Genomic DNA, 18,297 nt, shown 5'->3' with positions numbered 1-18,297 from the left:
AAGGTTACCTAAAGATCCATAATTCTAGTTTTTCGATAGCCCAGAATAAGTACCTTTGTTCATCAGTAATCATTCTGCCTTGTACTTGCATACCGATTTTAATAGATTCATCTAATAATTGATTAGAAGTTAGTCTTGCTGTTACTAAATAGAAGGATTGTCCACTTTGTGAATCAAATCTGCTATCTGATTCTATATGAACCACTTCCGCTTCTGCATAACCATAAGTTCTAACCGATAATGCTGGTATTTCTACTCTGACCTTTTGTCCGATACTCATTTGCGTAATATCTTTGTTTAAGACATAAAACTGTACCGTTAATAATTCATCATTATCTATTTGGTGAACCCTTAATAACTCTTGACCACCTACTATACTACTGCCTACCATAACAGGGTAAACATAATGTAAGATACCGTCAAAGCTTGCATATACCTTATAGGCTTCTAATTGCTGACGAATTTTCTCTATTTCATTTTCATATTGTGAAATGGTTTGATTTTGTTGGCTGATGTTAGATGTGATGGATGCGCGTTTAGTTAGTTTATCCTGGACTTTCGTTTCTGATACGTCCAACACTTCTAAATAACTTTTCACTTCATAATATTTAGACACGTGCTTTAAGTTGTTTAAATCAAAGAGGTTTGTATCCGCTTCAACGGATTCTAAATAAAGTACTTCTAAGTTCAAGTTTTCTCTTAGTGTCACTAATGCATTTTCATAATTGACGATATCTCTTTCTAAGGCTCTACCATCAAACTCTATGATTAAATCACCTTCAACAACCATATCTCCTTCTTGAAAATGAACCGCTAAAATGGTTGTATTCATCAGTGGAATGACACTTTGTGTTTGGTTCGTTTTAACCGTACCACTTGCTTGAACCACGATTTCTTTGGTTCCTAGATAACTCCAAATGAGTGTAAGTGTTAATGTTACTAAGACAAAATAGAAAAACCACAACATAAACTTAGGTACTTTATGTTCAACAACTTCTCTTGCATCTGATAGTTCTTTAAACTCATATGTTTTACTTCGCATGTTTTTCTACCTCACTTTCCCCCACTTGAGAAACCCAAAGCTCATAGTATAATCCTTTTTGTTTAATGAGTTCTTGATGGCTACCAAATTCTTTTATTTCTCCTTGATCCATGAGTGCGATTTTATCTGCTTTCCTAATCGTTGATAACCGGTGTGCGATAATAATCTTTGTCATCTCTTTATATTGATTAAATAACACTTCAGTAATCGCTTCTTCTGTTTTAGCATCTAAATTCGATGTTGCTTCATCAAGGATTAACACAGATGGCTTTTTAAGGAGTGCTCTAGCTATAGAGAGTCTTTGCCTTTGACCACCACTTAAATTATGTCCACCTTCTATCAGTGCTGATTGATATTTCTTAGGGAGTGCTTGAATAAACTCATCAATCTTTAATAGTTCACAGACTTTCTTCATTTCACTAAAATTAATGTGGTCTTGTCCTAAAAATAAGTTTTCCTCAATTGAACCACTAAACAAAAAGACTTCTTGTGAGACGTAGCCCATATGATTTCTTAAGTTTTCTTTATGAATCATTTCTATATCCATCTCATCTAACTTAATTTCACCTTTTTCAATCTTGTATAAGTTAAGTAAGAGTTTAGCGAGTGTTGTTTTACCACTACCCGATTCACCAACAATCGCGATGGTCTCACCTGGTTTAATCGTCATGTTTAAATGGTTTAAAACAAGTCTTCTAGAACCATATCTAAAATCTACATCTTTTAAGCTGATATCCCCTTTTAAACTACTTGGTTTATATTTCTTTTCTTCATCCTGATCGTATTCTAATTCTAAATCGATGATTTCTGATAAACGTTCACTCGCTACAACGGCACTTTGGATTTGTTGTTGCAGACCAATTAAGTTTTTAAGTGGACTTAAGAAATAAGCTAAAAGTGCATTAAATGTTAAGAGTTGTCCCAAGCTGATTTCGTTTCGAATCACCATCAGTGCCCCAAACCATAAAATAAATAGTCCACCTAATGCTTCCACTACACCAATCATTGATCCTTGAACATTGCCTAAGATGCCACCTTTTTTACCAATCAGTACACCTTTAATATATCTACTTTCTGTTTCTAAGCTCGCACTATCTTCTGCGTTAAACGCTTTAATCGTTTCTACACCATGAATGCTTTCGATCAGTTGAGAACTAATCTTCGCGCCTTGTTCCATAGAAGCTCTTTGAATTTTCTTAAATGGCTTAATAAATGCATAAACTAATACGCCATAAAGTGCTGCGATAATGACCGTCATTAAAAACATCGTTGGATTAATGGAATATAAAATAATCCCTCCAAAGATGACCATCGTTGTATCCAGTAATATGGTGAGGGTTGCTCCACTCACTACATCTTTAATAACGCCCGCATCTTGAAACCTTGAAGTGATCTCACCAATTTGTCTTGTTGAAAAGAATCCTAAAGGTAGCTTAGTGACATGTTTGTAGTATCCCATCATAAGTGGTATATCAAGTCTGATTGATAAATACATCAATAAATGACTTCTAAATGCACTTAAGATAATATTGAGTAAATAAAGTCCCACAAAGGCTATTGAGACCACATGCAGTGTTTTCTCTAAGCCAAACGGTATGATTTCATCCATTAAAAATTTAAAGTAAAAAGATCCTAAAATACCAAAGATTGTTAAAACAATACTCATTAAGATCACATTAATCATTAAATGCTTTTGAGGGATGAGCATCTTGAAAAACCTTGTAAATGTGCCTTCTGTTTCATTTCTCTTCTCAAAGGATTGACTCGGTTTTAAGATAACTAGATATCCTGTCCACATCCCTGCAAACTCATTGAATGTGAGTTTTCTAATACCTTTAGCTGGATCTGCTATTATTACTTTCTTTTCATTAATCTTATGTATGACAACATAATGTTGGATGTTATCCTCTGTTAAGACATTTGCGATAGCTGGCAAAGGAAATGGAGTTAATAAATTTTCTCTTGTTCCTTTGATTGCTTTCGCGCTAAAACCTAATTGTTCTGCCGCTCTAACTAAACCAAAAACACTGGTTCCATAGGAATCAGTGCCAGCAATTTCTCTAATCTTGGATATTTGTAGTTTTAAATCATATGTTTTGCTGATGGTTGATAAACACGCAGCACCACAATCTTTGATATCGTGTTGTTTGACACAAATGTATTTATTCATAATGTTCCCCCATACCGAATGATACACTCTTCATTATGTTCATTTTATATGAGATTAGTCAATATAAACAGGGCGTATATGTCCTATTCGTGAGAAAATGTGAGAAAATTCTTAGTTTTTTAGAGTTATTTGACCTGATACTTTGTGATGATTAGCAAAGTTTACTTTTTTAAATTATAGATTGTAGATTCAATCTGTTTAGTAATCCATCCATTAATATCTCCATAATGTTCAAAGATGTGTTCTTTGGCAATATCTCCTAAATCATTTAGGATTTTCTCTTGTGCGTACCTCAACGCATAACTTTGTGCTTTGTCATCAAACTTATCTTTCTTCTTCAGATTTTCAACATATGTTTGAAAGACAAAAGACACATTAGTAGATACAATCTGATTTATTTCTTCAACAACCTTTTTGGTTTCGTCGTCTTTGATTCTTCCATTAATCCACTGATTCAGTTTTGCACCTAATAATGTAACTAAAGGTATTACAACGCTTGTGACAACTACTGCTATGACATTAACAACTATTTCATTCAACTTTCTTTCCTCCTGGTCTTTTTATGATTTGCTCATCAATACGTTTGTGAGCTGATGATACACTTTCTTCGACTCGTGCTAATCTTGTGAATACACCATCAAACTTTGACTCTGAGATATCGAGTCTTTTTTCTATTCTCTCAATACTTGATTTGATATATCCGAGATCAGATATCACTGTACCGCTTTCTCTGCCTATCTGTTTTGTTTCTGAATTTACGTTTCTTCTAAATGCAAGATACCCAAATGAAATGGAACTGATTGTTCCTAGTACAGATATGATTGTTAATGCTATTTCAGTCGGTAACATGTTTTCTAACCTCCTTGAGATACTTCAAAATATCTCTAAGTTCTTTCATATAATCCATTGAGTTTGATTGATAGTTTTCTTTAAATACCATCATTTTTTCTTTGACGCTCTCATCTTTAGTTATTTGAAACTGTCCAGTGTCAATGAATGTTTTAACTTGTTTTTCAATACGATACAAATGATACATATTTTTTTTAAGAGCATTCTCAGAAAGAAAGTGTTGATAGTATTCAATGACTGTATCAGTATAATCTGCTATCAAGTTGTTGAAATCCCTTGATCGATAATTCTCATAATCCGTGACAAAAGATTCATCTAAAACGATTGGTTGTTCTACTGATAATATGTCATCATTAAATAGTTTTAAATATGCTGATACCTCATGGTTAAACGTCATTTTTCGTGCATAATCTTCTTTACCAAAGACAAAGTACTCAATGCCTAGTTCTTCATTGGAAATATGCATTGATCCATTTAAGTCATCCAAAACAACAACAATATCAATATCTGAAGTTTCAGTTCTTGTGCCATATGCAGACGACCCTGCATAATAAGCTAATAGTATTTTATTATTTCGAAATTCATTTAACATCTACCTAAATACCTCCACTGAAGAGATTCTATGACTTGTGTTATTCGAATAGAGATACATTTGTGAACTGGTATATTCAATAGTTAAATAGTAATCTACACCTATATATCGATATGCCAAACTCTGAATTGATGCATTGATAAGATGTCTTCCAGAAAAAGTGAATGTAGCAATCTTGCCTAATCTCACGTGAATTAAACAATCAGTTGCTTGTCCAGGAAAGTCGGTTAAGTTATATTTCATAACCGTTGCCCACAAGTCAACTGGAGGAATAATCTTATTCGAAAACTTACCCAATGCCCAATCATAAACTTCTTGATTCTTCTCATTGACTAAATCAGACAAAGTCTTTATCATGGGTCTTGTTGCTGCAAAAGATGCATCAAGAGATAAACTTGTTGGGGTCTTAGAGTATTTTGCAATTGCAAACTGGTATCTACCGATTGAGTTTGATAAGTTGTTTTGAATGAGTGTCGGCCAACCGCTTGATATTTCTATCCGTGTCAGTTCAAGTGTGTTTTGGGCTAGATTAATATCTACTGCAATATAACCATTCCTGGTTGCGTCTAGTGTAATGCTTATCTGCGTATTAGGTTCCATGAAGATTCTTCTTCCATAAATCTGCAGATATCCTGAACCAAACGTTATGGTGTTATTACCAGCACTTACTGGAATCTCATTACCTAATCCTTTAATGATGCCAGCTGGTATTAAATCAAATAAATGATAGTTGATATCTGCATCATCTTTACTGGATACTGTTGCACCATCAAATGTAATTTTTCTAAGTGCCATACTATTTACCCTCCAATATTAATCTTAGTTTTTCTGTAAGTTTTATGCGTTGTTCACCAAGTGTAATCATGTAATCTTTTACTGTTCCCATCATTTCAATGCGAGATAATATCGTAGTCCAACACTTGTCACCGTGGATGAATAACACCTTGTCACCTAAATGCACATTCTGGAATGGCACAAAAACAGAATTATCCTGTGCAATACTAAATGCTATGTGATGCATGTATTCTTCCTTTAACATCTCTTGGCTAGCTATATCTAACAGAGTCATCTTGTCACTATCGATTGCTTGATAGGATATCTCTATCTTTGAAATGTACATTGCCCCAGATGTTGCTCTTAAACTGATTTCGATGTTCCCACTTGACTCATTGATTTTTCCAGTTGTATAGGTAGCATTTGACAATGAAGAGATGATTTTAAAGTTTGTGGAAAACTGACCCACTTGGATTTTATATTCATTCTGTATGGATGCAGTCGCTAGTGTAATTTTTACTTCTGTTACTTTAATACCTGTACCCAAACTTGATAATGCCATCTGTAGATAAAATGCCTGGGTATTTGGATTTGATGATGAACCAATCTGTACACCTCTTGCACTAACCGTACTATCGAATCCGATATGTGTTGCAGATGATTGGATCCAACTAACACCAGAAAGCAAAATTGTTCCTGAAGCAGTTTTTACTTGCCCGGAAGAGAACAAATGCGAGTACAATTCTCCACCGAGTTCATCATCTTTATATAGCCTTTTTTGTTCTATGACATCATATAGACGTCCTGGTGCGTTTCTTTCTGTTGTAATTGAACCATCATCAAGAAGATAGAACGATTGAACTGATGTATGACTTATATTTTCTATACTTGGCAAAAAAGTCATTTTATTGAGTCTTGGTGTAAGATTATCATTAATGATTAGCCCTCTTATCATAGGAAAATTTGATGACAAAACATGTTCCTTTTTAGCGTCTACTGTGACAATCTTAATATGCGTAATCATTCCGTTGACTATACCTAGTCTTACATGTAATCTAATTTTATACTGCTTGTAGATGTCTTTGTATATATTGCTAAACTTCACTAGATCATCACTTGATGTTTGAATGTTCCCTTCAATCAACACTTGATTTTCGAACTTCAAAAACGGTTTATTTTGATAAGAATCAATATTGTCACTATACTCAGCTCTAAGATATCTAATGAGCTCATATCCAATGTTTCCTGTGAATTTAGTTGCTCTTAGATCAAAATCAATTGAGGATAGATAATCCATTGAATTAATCTTAATTTGCCCTATATCTGTAGTTTCAATACTTGAGACTGAACCAATATAGAAAAATGACCTTTCATGGAGGATGACAATATCTCCAACGATTGCATTCGTACGGTTATTGTTTGTTACAAAATAACTATTTTGATTGATAACTACATCAAGAATTATTTGATAGTCGCTTGAGATATTAAGTTCTTCCTTAAATTCAAAGTGAAGTTTGTCAAATATCATTATCTTCATACTAGTTCGCCTCATACTCTTCGAATATGGTTAAGTAGCATTTAGTTTCTGATGTTACTCCACTCTCAAAATATATTTCAGATTCACCGATAGGTAGTTTTAAAAAGTTCGTACATGTAAAATCTTGTTGATCATAAATATTAACACCATTTCTTTTGATGTATGCATCATTGGAGACAGATGATATTTCGAATATACCATCGCTACTTAAAAGCAATCTCATCGTTTGTAGAATGACTCCGTATTGCTTGATTGTCATCACAGGATTACTAACATGTCCAACGATTTTGATGATCATTTCTGCTGGATTGTGACCATAGTTGAAATAACGAATCTTACCATTGCTTGATGCATCATAAGTATGGATATAAGAGTATGGATACACTTTTGCACCACTTGACTCATTGACATCAATCTCAATTTCTCGTTTCTTTAACCAACTCGAAAGTTTATCTAATCGGAGTATTGATTTTAAAACACCAAACTCAAGTTGTCCTTTTGTAAGTTCGACAATCTCAACGTAACAATACTTTTCATCAACAGCTCTGTAGTAAAGGTATAAGACTTTGCTTTTTTTAATGTATTCAACAAAACTCAAGTATCCTTGATATCCTTCAAAGAAGATTAAATCTAATGTCACTTGACTAATAGGTGATTGAGTTGTAAACATTTCTGATTTTGATCCATATTGAAAATATGTATTTTCTTTAATGATGCCTAATCCTTCGATGGATGAAATAATGACGTTTTTATTCAATTTAAAATCAATACCAATCTCATTTTTGAAATATAATTCTCTCATTAATAAGCACCTCCTAGTGCTTTGTTAATCGAGTTGATATCAAACGATGACGAAGTTGTGTTGACAGTCACATGGTTTGTTGTTGAATTATTAGTTGTGTTGCCATTATTCTTTTGAAATAGTTTTCCTGTAAATAAATCTCCAAAGAAACCACCAACACTTTTTAATGCACCACCGATACCATCAAATATTTTCATCACATTGTCTGCTATCCATGTAAAGGCATCAATAATCATCTCTAATACCCATAGGATTGGTTCTAACAATATGAAGATAACTTCAAGGATTGGTGCTAATATATTTGATAAAATGTTACCTACTAATGTAATTAGTGGTGCGAGTGCTTCAAAAATATAAGCGATGAAGTCAAGTTGGTTAATGAGTGGTGCGAGTAGCGTTTCAATCAGTGGTGCAAGTAAAACCATAATTGATGCAATAATATCAATGAAGACCATCAGAATTGAAAGTATAGGTTCAAGTACTGCAAAGATAATCTTTAAAACTGGTTCTAGAACTGCTACTAATACGTTGATTACGACTTCTAAGATAGCTACAACCGCTCCAATCACTGAAGCTAATACATTTAAAATTGCATTGAGTGGTGTCAATATGGAATTGATTAGACTAATAATGACACCAATTATTGCTCCAATTAATTGAATAACGATATTTAATATCTTCATGACTGGTTCTAAAACTGATTGGATGAGTTTTAACACTTGACCGATTAGTAAACCTATCAAATCTATGGCAATCTGTAGAATTGGTTTTAGTGCATCAAATATCTTAAGAACTTCTTTTATGAGACTAATTACGATTGGTAATATTTCTTCTATTAGACTCAACATATTTCCAATAAGCTTACTTAATATATCTACAAGAACTTCAAATACCACTTCAATGACTGGCATGATGCCTTCTATCAACTTTACCAATACATCAATCATTTGATGAATCGCACCAATCAACACGTCAATAACTGGTTGCAGTTTAGTAATGAGGGTCGAAACAAGAGCTCCGATGGGCTCTAGCAATTTTCCTAATGTTTCCATTAGTGATTTAAGCAATTCTCTAAACTTCTCGTTTTGTAACAAGATTATTGCTAATGTAGCAATGAGACCAATTAGAGCAATATTACCTATTGCGAAGCCTTGGAAGAACTTGAGTATTACACCACCAGACATTACACCTTGTAGTGTTTTAATCATAGGTATTAACTTAAGTACAATCGTTATTACAGGTCCAATCGCTGCTAATACTCCTAGAAGTATTCCAACCGTAGTTTTCATACCATTTGATAAGTTTGACCACCAGTTAACTAGGTTTCTTATTGCTGGTACCACTTTGCTTTGAATCAAATCCATCATCTTCTGCAGAACAGGAACAACTTCCATGGCGATACTAACACCAAGACTTGAAAAACTTTGTTTGAGATTATCAATTGAGTCAGTAAACTTACCAGCAACGTCTGCTTGTTCAGTTGTAACGATACCAAGTTCTCGTGCTTGATTTCTTAGAGTATTTATTTCTGAAGAGGTTGATTGAAGTATCTGAGCTAGTTCAGTTCCAAGTTTCTCACCAAATATTTCGTTTGCAAGTGCTGTACGTTCTGCTTGATCCTCAACTTTAGATAATGAGTCTCTAATGAGTTCAAATGCTTCATCCGTTGATTTGCCAATCAAATTATCTGAACTTAACCCCATCTTCATCAGTGTTGATGCATATTTGTCTCCGCCCTGGGATACTTCACCAAGAATAGAGTTTGTTCTCACTAATGCTTTTTGAAGATTATTAGAATCAACTGCTAGTATCTTAGCAACATAACCCCACTCTTGATATGCTTCTACAGATAGATAAACTTTTGATGCATTATCTGCTATCTCATCTGCTGTTTGCATAGATTTGACGGATAAAGCAGCCAGAGCAGTCGTTGCTGCAACAATTGGCAAAGTCAAATGCTTGGTAAATGATGAGCCAACTTTCTTTAAGTTCTCAGTATTCATTCCACCGATTTTTTTGATTTGCATTTCAGTTTCTCTTAACTCTTTATTGAGTTTATTGACATCTGATTCTGCATACTCGACGGATCGTTTAACTTGGTTAAACTGTTCTTGTGATATAGCACCGACTTGAAGTGCTTTTTTCGCTTCTTCTAGACGTGCGTTTTGAACTTCCAAACGCTTTTTAGTGTTTTCAAGAATACTATTAAGTTTGTCTTGTTTTTCTTTCCATTTTTCTAGATTGGTACTATCAAATTTTAAAGAGTTATTGATTGCTTTTAGATCTTTTTGTTCTTCCTTTAACTCTCCATTAATGTCCTTTAATTTTTGGTCAAGATCTGATGTATCTAAACCGAGTTTTATGTTTAATCCTTTAATGGTTTCTGCCATCGTCTTGACCACCTTTCATTAAAGTAGGAACTTGTTTATGTCAGTTTGTGTTGCTCGTCTATGACCGGATTCTCCATCCATAGCCTTAATGCGTAATTCAATCACTTCAAAGTAAGTTTCAATACTGAAAAACTCACTGTCACGAATTGGAATACCCAACTCGCCTAGATTTAAGATAATAGATGCAGTAATGGGAGAAGTATCTAGCGTTTCTCGATACTTCCCCCCACTACGTTTTTTGTTGTACTAAATACCTCAGCGATTACCTGGCTAAGTTTTGTAAGTTCTTCTTGGTTGGATAATATATCAAAGTCAAACTCATTTAAGAAGTCGTCATAACTTTTGCTCGTAAATGGTTTATGCAAGATATAGAATATTCTAAAAATAGTATCAATGACTTTCGATACATCATCATTTCCATTACCTAATTTATCAATACCTGAGATATCACTAAATAGTTCAGAACCAAATGTATTCTTATATGAAATAATCGAATATAAGGATGATTTTAAACGGTATTCTCTTCCTGAAATACTAACTTGTTTTTCCATTTTATGACCCCACAATCACTGGTAATTCAGGCTTACTCGTTAAAAAGGCTGGATAGTTCTCATCACTTTTGTGTGCAACAACATGTGTAATCAGATAATTGCCTACTTGAACTGGTTCAGCAACAATAGATAATGAAATACTATTTGCTTCTGCAGATTCACCTTTAGTTTTGGTTGCCTCGTTAATTGGTGTCACTGAACACTTAAAAAACCAAACACGACGTGCTTCTTGGTCTCCTTGAAACTCAAAACCAAGTGCGAATTTTTCCGTCTTTGCATTGTTGATTTCTACAAGATTTCCGTTTGCTAACTTGATATATCCTAAGATATTGGTTTTAAAATCGTTATCCAGTTCTGTCAACTTTAAAGTGATATTTCTACCAGCATTTTGAGTTAGCGTTGCAATTACAGAATCATCTGCATAAATGCGTTCACTACCACCAATGACCTCAGATGAGAACTCTTGAGCTCCGTATAATCTCACTGGATTTCCGTATGTTTCTACCTCGTTAGCAGATGTAATCTTAGAATAATAGACATTTGTAAGTCCAAAAGATACTTTGTTTCCCATGTTTAATAACCTCCCTTTGTTATAATTTGTACTTCATATACTCTATTTAAAGAGTAGTCATCGTTTTGATAACTGCTGATCATGCGATGGGGCAATTCTTTTTCATTTAATCTTGATTCAAGTCGATGCATTAAGGCTTCACTTCTTTTCTTGGTGACCAAAATAATGTGATATGTCACTTGATAGATAAGTACCTTATTATCAGCATTTACTGGTTTCTTACTAACGATATGCCAGACAATAAATGGCATTTTTTGATTTAAATCGTCGTTATCATGTAAATTGTCTAAGTAAAAGACATTTTGAGTCACTGGTTTTAAAGCTCGATAAATCGGATCATTTCGCAACGCCATTTTGGATTATCTCCTTTAAGTCTTCTAGCATCTTTGGAGTGAATTTATCATATCCTGGTATGAGAAAAGGTCTTGCTTTAACAAATTTGCCACTTGTATGCTTAAATCCAAGTTCAATTAAATGAACCAGTTTCCCTTTTGTCTTTGAAGATATATAGGTTGTATCTCCAATCTTGGTTTTGATAAATGAATCAGCAAGATGATTTGAACCAGAATCACTCCTTGGGCAATTAGCTTTTATGTACTCAAGTATTTGATCTGCGGTTTTATCTATGCGTGTATCCATCTCTCTCACAACGTCTTCACCATATTGCTTAATAAGTTTATTCACACTATCAAGCATTTTATCCACTAATGAAATCCTCAGCTGTTAACGTAGTATTTGATAAATAAAGTTCTATATATTGACCTAAATCATATGTTCTTTCAACTTTATAGAATGTAGCACCTACTTTTACAAACTTTTCTCCTCCATAGAGGAATGACACAACAAGAACTTTTCTGATAATGTTTAGTTTTGTCTGGACACTTGTTTCAAACTCATTTGTTGTTAAACTGCGTTCAACTCCAATGACTTCTTTAGATGACAAGACTATGTACTTCTCTTTTTTCTTATCAACTTTGATTAGACTAATAAGTATGTTAGACATTTCATTCACCCTTTGATATAGCCAACTGATTCAATATCGTATAAAAACTAGAGGGTAGTTCACGCACACTACCATCAGATTTAAACCCAAAGAATGTTTTGCAGTAAATTAAAATCAACGTTACTACTATCTCTGAGTTGTTTATGGTATCTTGACTAACTCCTGTTGAGGAGATGAGTTCTTTACATGAAAGTATATGAACTTCAATCTCCCCATCAGCGAATGTTTCTGATTCAGGAATTAGAAGACTCCTTTTCACTTTGTTCAGTAAAAAGTTGTCCATAAAAATTATTCTTCAGGGGTTGCTGTACTTGACCCTTTGACAACACGAACAAAACCTTGATACCCAACGACGTTACCACCAACGAACACAGATGCTTTGTAGCAAATAATCCCTTGCTTAAACTTATAATCGTTTGATTTGGAAATTTCGATTGGTGAGAAGACAGCGACTTCGTAGTTTTTTAGCGATCCGTATGCCATTGCATATGCACCTTCTGGTGTTTGACTGTTAGAAAGTGAACTACAGTTTGAATTGATGATATAAGGAATTCCATCAATCGTGTGATTCACATAATCAATCGAATGCACTTTTCTGCCTTCTTTTGTTCTCAATCCAGCAAATGCACGTAAATCATGCTTGTTGAGAATCAATACTGCACCACCCTCAACATCTTCATTTCCACCATAGGCAAATACAATATCATCAAGGGTATTTTCATTGATTTCTCCAATTGATAGATCTTCTGTATCACTAAGAGCAATTGCTTTATCGGAGAATAATCCAGTAAAGTTATTTGCTGTACCAGCACCTCTTAATATTTCCAATGAAAGCTTCTTCTTTAAACTGGTTTTAATATTTTTGATGACTTCTGCTTGGTAGTTAACGCTTGGAAGTTTTTCAAGTTCTTCAGTAATTTCTGTATATGCTGTTAGCTTACACTTTGTAATAGTCACATAACCGAAATCAGGTTCAGTTTCATGATAATCTTCGCTTTCATTAGTATATCCTGCTGTACCGGATTCTTTAACAAATGTTTTCTTGTAAGTCTCGCCACCATTTAAGTTGATAAGATTGATGTTATCTACTAGTGAACTAACCTCACTAAATGGATAAGCTGTTATTTTGTTATCAACATGCTGTGGTAATAGAATTTCATCTTGTGACACTTGGACGATGCGTTTTTCTCTTAAATCAACACCGCGTTTTTCAAGCACCTCTAGATTTAATTCGTTTTTCTTTTCAACAAGAACATTTGTTGGAACAAACTTTGCTGCTAAAAGCAATTTCTTGTCGATGACATTTCTTTCTGAGACAAGTTTATCGAGTTCTTGTTCAAGTGTTTCTAATACTGGAAGTTCAGCCGTTTCAGACTCTGCTTTAATTGCTGCAATACGAACTTCTATTTCCTTTTTTCTAGCGTTTAAATTCATGTTAATGAATATCTCCTTTGATTTTGATTTTTTTTCTTATGATCTCTTTTTGGTATTCATGCTTTAAGTTTTCCAACTCCCTAGTATTGTTATCCAACAACTCTAAGCTTCTCGCATAAACGCTCGTTCCCTCATAAGCAGGAACGTCTACAATAGACACATCATACAATCGATCAATCTTTTGAATGGTTCTTACTGGAACCATACCAGCTCTATCCCAGGACTGGTTCTTTACCGTAAATGCAAAGCTCATCTTATCCAAAAGTCCGCTTTTAACCATTTTATAGATATCTTGATTGGATTGTGTATCTAGTAGTTCAGCTCTAATTTTTAACCCCACTTCATCAACTTCAAGTTCAAGTGATTTGTTTCTAGTTCTTGCAATTACTAAGAAGTTGTCTTGATGATTGTACTTTAAGGGTACATCTTTCATATTTGTTTCAGTAAGTGCATCACTAGCTATGATTTCTTTAAATCCATGTGCTTCAGTTCCAATAAGTGTTTGCTCATTAAACTTGATAGCGTAACCTTCAATAATCATTTTTTCTTCACTGACTGCTTGGATTTCTGATATACGAGTTTCTTTATTTATCATCTTTGTCATCCTTTCCGACTTGGTATTGATCCGCATATTTTGCATTTACAAAGTTAAGACTTTGAATCCGTTTGTTACCTTCTTCAATAGGTGGGTATCCTAACACTCCGCGAGATTCATTTATTGAAAATATGCCTAATCCCATAAGTTTTTCAATTGCAGTAATCTTACTTGACCATGAAGCATAGTTTAACCGTTCACCATAAAACATGACTTGCTCACCCTCTGTAAGACTTTTATCTGTTAGTAGAGCTTTGCTGAATGCATTAGATAAAAATATGGAAATAGGTTCAAGAGTATTTTCATAGAATGCATTGTATTCATTCTCATCATATTTTGAGTTTAGAATTGACTCACTTACTCCAAAGTAGTTTAGTATCTTATTTTGTACAAACGTGAGTGTTTCTTTGTCAATAATCTTTGGATCAATTGAAAGCGGGATATAATCTGCTTTCATATCAACAGGGATTATGCTTGAGCCGTTCTTATCTCGATTCGTCTTAAGTGCTTCATCGAAGATATCTTTTTGCTTCTGCTTATCTTTTTCTGATAGCATTGCATTCATCTTTAGTAACCCTTTTACTTGAAAACTTGAACGTAATGCATTCTCTAATCCGGTTAACAGGTTTTCATTCATGTTGATACTTTTTAGTAACTGCTTATGATTTGATATTGCACCGTCACCACCGAAGAGTTCATGATTCTTGTATAGTCTTTTCAAATGAATGAGTGACTCATAGGGCAGTGTATATGTTTTTCCATCACCAAAGTCCATATCAAGAAATAGTGTTTCTCCTAAATCTTGCTTTATTTCTACTTTGACAGGGTTGAGTGGATATAGTCCTGTTAACTGGTTTTTCTGATTAAATGAAAGATATATGAAACAGTTGTTATTGGTTAACAAGAGACTAACAACTTTATAAATAAATTCTGATGTTGTCATGAGTTCATTAGGATAGTGCGAGAGTCGAAAATTGATTTCATCCTCTATGACTTCAACAGAACCTTCTTTACCGTGTTTAATATGTTTAGGTTTCAATTTACTAATATGGGAAGCGATTCGATCGATACATATCTCTGCAATGTCACTATCTTCGATACGTTTTGAATTTGACATCATATAGTTGAGATTGGCCGAGAAAATATTGAACTCGTTTGATGAATCTATCGTTTTTTTCTTCTTAAATACATCAAAAATACTCATCTTATCATTCCCTCATATTCTGATTTGTATCGATTAAGAACTGCATATGCAATAATCAACGCAACTGCACCATCAATTCGTTTAAACTTAGATCCTAGTTTGGATGGTTGAATGTTTCCGTTAATGTCTACCTTAGCCTGTGTATTCGCTAGGTTCCATTTCATCATAGGATTGTTATTGTAGTTAACCACTTTATTTTTAAGGTCAGCTTCTAATTGTTTCATCGGCTCTGATAATGAATATATGCCTTGTCTAACTTTTTCTAAAATAAATCCAGCTTCTTCCATTTCCTTTACCCAATAAAGTGAGTTCCACGGATCATAACCAATCCATAGCGGTCTAATACCGTTCTCTCTTATCATCTTAATAAACCAGTTTGTAACTAGAGAGAAATCATTTTGACTTCCTGGACTTAAGGTAATTAATCCTTGGGAAAGCCATATATCATATGGTGCATTATCTTCTTCTTTACGTTTTTCTAAAACTTCTGATGGCATAAAGTATTGTGCATGAACATACTTTTTTCCACCTTTGACTATCAACAATAACGCCACAGTCAAATCAGTTGTATTTGATAAATCAACACCGCCTATTGCATAACTATCACTAATTGATTTCATCGTATAGGTTTCAGTGTTATTTACATCTTTAAACTCTAACCATGCGCCTTGATCTGTTTGCTTGATATTGAAATCTTTGCAAAGCATCGTAACTTTCATGGAATGGTCATTTCTTGATTTATTCATGATGTCTTCAAGGTAACTTGGTAGTTTTACTGTTCCTAGACTTGGATTAGATTTTTGCCATGTTTTTTTATCTTGATAGATTTCATCTACACTGTCTTGTGTATATAGCCATGGCAAAATATGTTCATCTTCAATCTCTTTTTTAATAAGTTTTCTGCAGTAAGTTAGTTTTGAATCCAGAAATCCTTGAGTGACTACGCCTTCTGTTGTAATGATAAATATAAGTGGTTCAATCTTTGTTGACTGAGATTGCTTAATTGCATCATAAACTTTAGAATCAGTCATCTCATGAACTTCATCAATACATCCTACTTCAATATTGAAACCGTCTTTATTTCTACTTTGAGCAGATAGTTTCTTTATCTTGTTTTTACTCTTAGGTGAGTATATATAAAAAATGTTTTTCTTAGAATACTTCTCATTTCTTAAGGTCTTTGAACCCTCTCGCATGTTATTTATTTCTTCAAACAAAATAGATGCTTGATCATTAGTATTAGATGCACATACGATATCTGTTCCACCACTTGAAAGAAAGAATTCTGCCAAGTCAATTCCAGCAATAAATGTTGTCTTTCCATTTTTTCTTGCCACCAGGAGCACTACTTCGTTAAACCTCCTAAGACCTGTCTCATTGTACTTGAATCCATAAGCCGTTTGAAGTAATGCTTTTTCCCATAACTCAAGTAAGAATGGATGTCCATTGAATGGCGATTTGGTGTGTTTACAAAAGGTTTCAATAAATCTAATTCTTGCTAAACCAGGTAAGGGATCAAAAACAAATTTCGGATTGCTTAATTCTGATATCAAGAAGTCAAGTTGGTCTTTTAGTTCTTTCCCAACAATGATATTGCCATTTTCAATTTCTTGATAATATTGGATTAAGTAATTTTCTTGTATCATGACAATCCCTTTAAGAATTTTTCCAACTCATCATCTCCATCATCACTAGACTTTCCAATGATTGTATGTATGTTTTTCATGAGTGATGAAAAAGTCGATAATGTACGGTTGTAGTGTTTACTTGCTTCTGTTTGTTTTTGTCTACCATTTTTGTTGATTTGAATTGCACCATAGGTACTAATCTGTTCTTTCAAAATGTCCAATTCAACTAACAAAAAAGAAGCTTGTTTAACAAGTTCTTCAACTAAACACTTTTTACTTGGTTCTAGTTTATCAATACCTAGTGATTGGGCTAATCTATTGTATTCATCAAACACGCATTTGTAATTACTCATCATAACGCTCCTGGGGTTCCTCAAATATTGCTTCTGGACATAACAAAATGTCTCCGACTAGTGTGATTCCAGTATATTGTTTGAATAGATTGTTAATAGGTAATCCTAGGATTAATCCTTCTTCATTGCAAACGATTAAATGATTATTGTATCTGATTGGATAAAGTTCAATTAATCCCCCTACAAGGCTTTGAAGTTCTTTGAGTGTGAAGTACTCGTCCTTGGGGCTAATGCGCCTTAAAGTGCCATCTGTTTTGAATAGCATTGCATATTTGGTTTCATCCTGGTTCTCAAATATTCTCATTGGCAAAACCACTTGATTGTTACATTGATCACAGCAACTTTTCCCTTTGAAAGGAATTGGGTTATTTCCATATTCGGTGAATCGTTTTTTGCATATTGAACATGTTTTAATCTCACTCATTAGATTTCACCATCCTTTTTCATCTTTTCAAATTCTTCTTTTACAATTTGCTTGGTTCTCAATCTTTCAGCTTCTCTGTATTCTACAGTCTCTTCAACATATGATAAAGTTACATCTGCTCTTGTGCCTTTTGTTAGACCTTCATATGCTTGATTCAGGACTTTTTGTAGTTGATTATGAGATTGCACTTCTCCGCTTAAATATTTGGTGTCGCCATTTTGCTTTACTGTTATTTGATATTTGATTGCCATTGTTAATATCTCCTTGTCGATATATAGGGTTTATCCCTTAAACAAACAATACCGCATAAAGAAATAAAGTCTATTAGATAAAAGTATTTCATTTATGAAAACCAATTCTGCGAGGGAACCTACATGA

General features: G+C 33.8%; 22 protein-coding genes. All 22 read right to left on the bottom strand.

Annotation, left to right across the window (positions count from 1 at the left end; all coding sequences use genetic code 11):
* Window positions 1-4 precede the first annotated feature (4 nt).
* The 22 genes from N7603_RS02130 to N7603_RS02025 all read right to left on the bottom strand — a co-directional run bounded on the left by N7603_RS02130 (window position 5) and on the right by N7603_RS02025 (window position 18,170).
* Window positions 5-1,042 (bottom strand): HlyD family secretion protein, encoded by a 1,038-nt coding sequence (locus tag N7603_RS02130; protein ID WP_262095686.1) that lies wholly within the window; start codon window positions 1,040-1,042, stop codon window positions 5-7.
* Window positions 1,032-3,212, bottom strand: a complete 2,181-nt coding sequence (locus tag N7603_RS02125) for a peptidase domain-containing ABC transporter (RefSeq protein ID WP_262095685.1) — start codon at window positions 3,210-3,212, stop codon at window positions 1,032-1,034. Before N7603_RS02125 ends, N7603_RS02130 begins: the two co-directional genes overlap by 11 nt.
* A gap of 161 nt (window positions 3,213-3,373) precedes the next feature.
* Window positions 3,374-3,751, bottom strand: a complete 378-nt coding sequence (locus N7603_RS02120) for a hypothetical protein (protein WP_262095684.1) — start codon at window positions 3,749-3,751, stop codon at window positions 3,374-3,376.
* Complete coding sequence (locus tag N7603_RS02115; RefSeq protein WP_262095683.1) at window positions 3,744-4,061, bottom strand: hypothetical protein; 318 nt, start codon at window positions 4,059-4,061, stop codon at window positions 3,744-3,746. The genes N7603_RS02120 and N7603_RS02115 overlap by 8 nt, the downstream gene beginning before the upstream one ends.
* Window positions 4,048-4,653 (bottom strand): nucleotidyltransferase domain-containing protein, encoded by a 606-nt coding sequence (locus N7603_RS02110; RefSeq protein ID WP_262095682.1) that lies wholly within the window; start codon window positions 4,651-4,653, stop codon window positions 4,048-4,050. Before N7603_RS02110 ends, N7603_RS02115 begins: the two co-directional genes overlap by 14 nt.
* Window positions 4,654-5,448 (bottom strand): hypothetical protein, encoded by a 795-nt coding sequence (locus N7603_RS02105; RefSeq protein WP_262095681.1) that lies wholly within the window; start codon window positions 5,446-5,448, stop codon window positions 4,654-4,656.
* A 1-nt stretch (window position 5,449) separates the two neighbouring features.
* On the bottom strand, window positions 5,450-6,979 hold the full coding sequence (locus N7603_RS02100) for a hypothetical protein (RefSeq protein WP_262095680.1): 1,530 nt from the start codon (window positions 6,977-6,979) through the stop codon (window positions 5,450-5,452).
* Window positions 6,966-7,766: a phage distal tail protein domain-containing protein gene (locus tag N7603_RS02095; protein ID WP_262095679.1), complete on the bottom strand. Its 801-nt coding sequence runs from the start codon at window positions 7,764-7,766 to the stop codon at window positions 6,966-6,968. Before N7603_RS02095 ends, N7603_RS02100 begins: the two co-directional genes overlap by 14 nt.
* Window positions 7,766-10,156 carry a hypothetical protein gene (locus N7603_RS02090; RefSeq protein WP_262095678.1) on the bottom strand — a complete coding sequence of 797 codons (2,391 nt, stop codon included), beginning with the start codon at window positions 10,154-10,156 and terminating at the stop codon, window positions 7,766-7,768. The genes N7603_RS02095 and N7603_RS02090 overlap by 1 nt, the downstream gene beginning before the upstream one ends.
* Window positions 10,157-10,359: 203 nt before the next feature.
* Entirely contained in the window at window positions 10,360-10,707 is a 348-nt protein-coding gene (locus N7603_RS02085) for a hypothetical protein (RefSeq protein ID WP_262095677.1), read from the bottom strand.
* 1 nt (window position 10,708) lies between these two features.
* Window positions 10,709-11,278: a major tail protein gene (locus tag N7603_RS02080; RefSeq protein ID WP_262095675.1), complete on the bottom strand. Its 570-nt coding sequence runs from the start codon at window positions 11,276-11,278 to the stop codon at window positions 10,709-10,711.
* A gap of 2 nt (window positions 11,279-11,280) precedes the next feature.
* Window positions 11,281-11,631, bottom strand: coding sequence for a hypothetical protein (locus tag N7603_RS02075; RefSeq protein WP_262095674.1), 351 nt, complete (start codon window positions 11,629-11,631; stop codon window positions 11,281-11,283).
* Window positions 11,615-11,962, bottom strand: a complete 348-nt coding sequence (locus N7603_RS02070; RefSeq protein ID WP_262095673.1) for an HK97 gp10 family phage protein — start codon at window positions 11,960-11,962, stop codon at window positions 11,615-11,617. Before N7603_RS02070 ends, N7603_RS02075 begins: the two co-directional genes overlap by 17 nt.
* Before the next feature lie 13 nt (window positions 11,963-11,975).
* Entirely contained in the window at window positions 11,976-12,281 is a 306-nt protein-coding gene (locus N7603_RS02065; RefSeq protein ID WP_262095672.1) for a hypothetical protein, read from the bottom strand.
* A gap of 1 nt (window position 12,282) precedes the next feature.
* Complete coding sequence (locus tag N7603_RS02060) at window positions 12,283-12,564, bottom strand: phage head-tail connector protein (protein WP_262095671.1); 282 nt, start codon at window positions 12,562-12,564, stop codon at window positions 12,283-12,285.
* A 5-nt stretch (window positions 12,565-12,569) separates the two neighbouring features.
* Window positions 12,570-13,715 (bottom strand): phage major capsid protein, encoded by a 1,146-nt coding sequence (locus N7603_RS02055; RefSeq protein WP_262095670.1) that lies wholly within the window; start codon window positions 13,713-13,715, stop codon window positions 12,570-12,572.
* A 1-nt stretch (window position 13,716) separates the two neighbouring features.
* Window positions 13,717-14,319: an HK97 family phage prohead protease gene (locus N7603_RS02050; protein WP_262095669.1), complete on the bottom strand. Its 603-nt coding sequence runs from the start codon at window positions 14,317-14,319 to the stop codon at window positions 13,717-13,719.
* Window positions 14,300-15,514: a phage portal protein gene (locus N7603_RS02045; RefSeq protein ID WP_262095668.1), complete on the bottom strand. Its 1,215-nt coding sequence runs from the start codon at window positions 15,512-15,514 to the stop codon at window positions 14,300-14,302. Before N7603_RS02045 ends, N7603_RS02050 begins: the two co-directional genes overlap by 20 nt.
* Entirely contained in the window at window positions 15,511-17,160 is a 1,650-nt protein-coding gene (locus tag N7603_RS02040; RefSeq protein WP_262095667.1) for a terminase large subunit, read from the bottom strand. The genes N7603_RS02045 and N7603_RS02040 overlap by 4 nt, the downstream gene beginning before the upstream one ends.
* On the bottom strand, window positions 17,157-17,495 hold the full coding sequence (locus N7603_RS02035) for a hypothetical protein (RefSeq protein ID WP_262095666.1): 339 nt from the start codon (window positions 17,493-17,495) through the stop codon (window positions 17,157-17,159). The genes N7603_RS02040 and N7603_RS02035 overlap by 4 nt, the downstream gene beginning before the upstream one ends.
* Window positions 17,488-17,799 carry a DUF3846 domain-containing protein gene (locus N7603_RS02030; RefSeq protein WP_262095665.1) on the bottom strand — a complete coding sequence of 104 codons (312 nt, stop codon included), beginning with the start codon at window positions 17,797-17,799 and terminating at the stop codon, window positions 17,488-17,490. The genes N7603_RS02035 and N7603_RS02030 overlap by 8 nt, the downstream gene beginning before the upstream one ends.
* Window positions 17,800-17,918: 119 nt before the next feature.
* Window positions 17,919-18,170, bottom strand: a complete 252-nt coding sequence (locus tag N7603_RS02025; protein ID WP_262095664.1) for a hypothetical protein — start codon at window positions 18,168-18,170, stop codon at window positions 17,919-17,921.
* Window positions 18,171-18,297: the final 127 nt, after the last annotated feature.

The organism is Paracholeplasma vituli (assembly GCF_025446935.1).
GTDB classification, from domain to species: domain Bacteria; phylum Bacillota_I; class Bacilli_A; order Acholeplasmatales; family UBA5453; genus Paracholeplasma; species Paracholeplasma vituli.
Note: the sequence above shows the minus strand (reverse complement) of the source record. Positions and strands in the feature narration are given on the sequence as shown.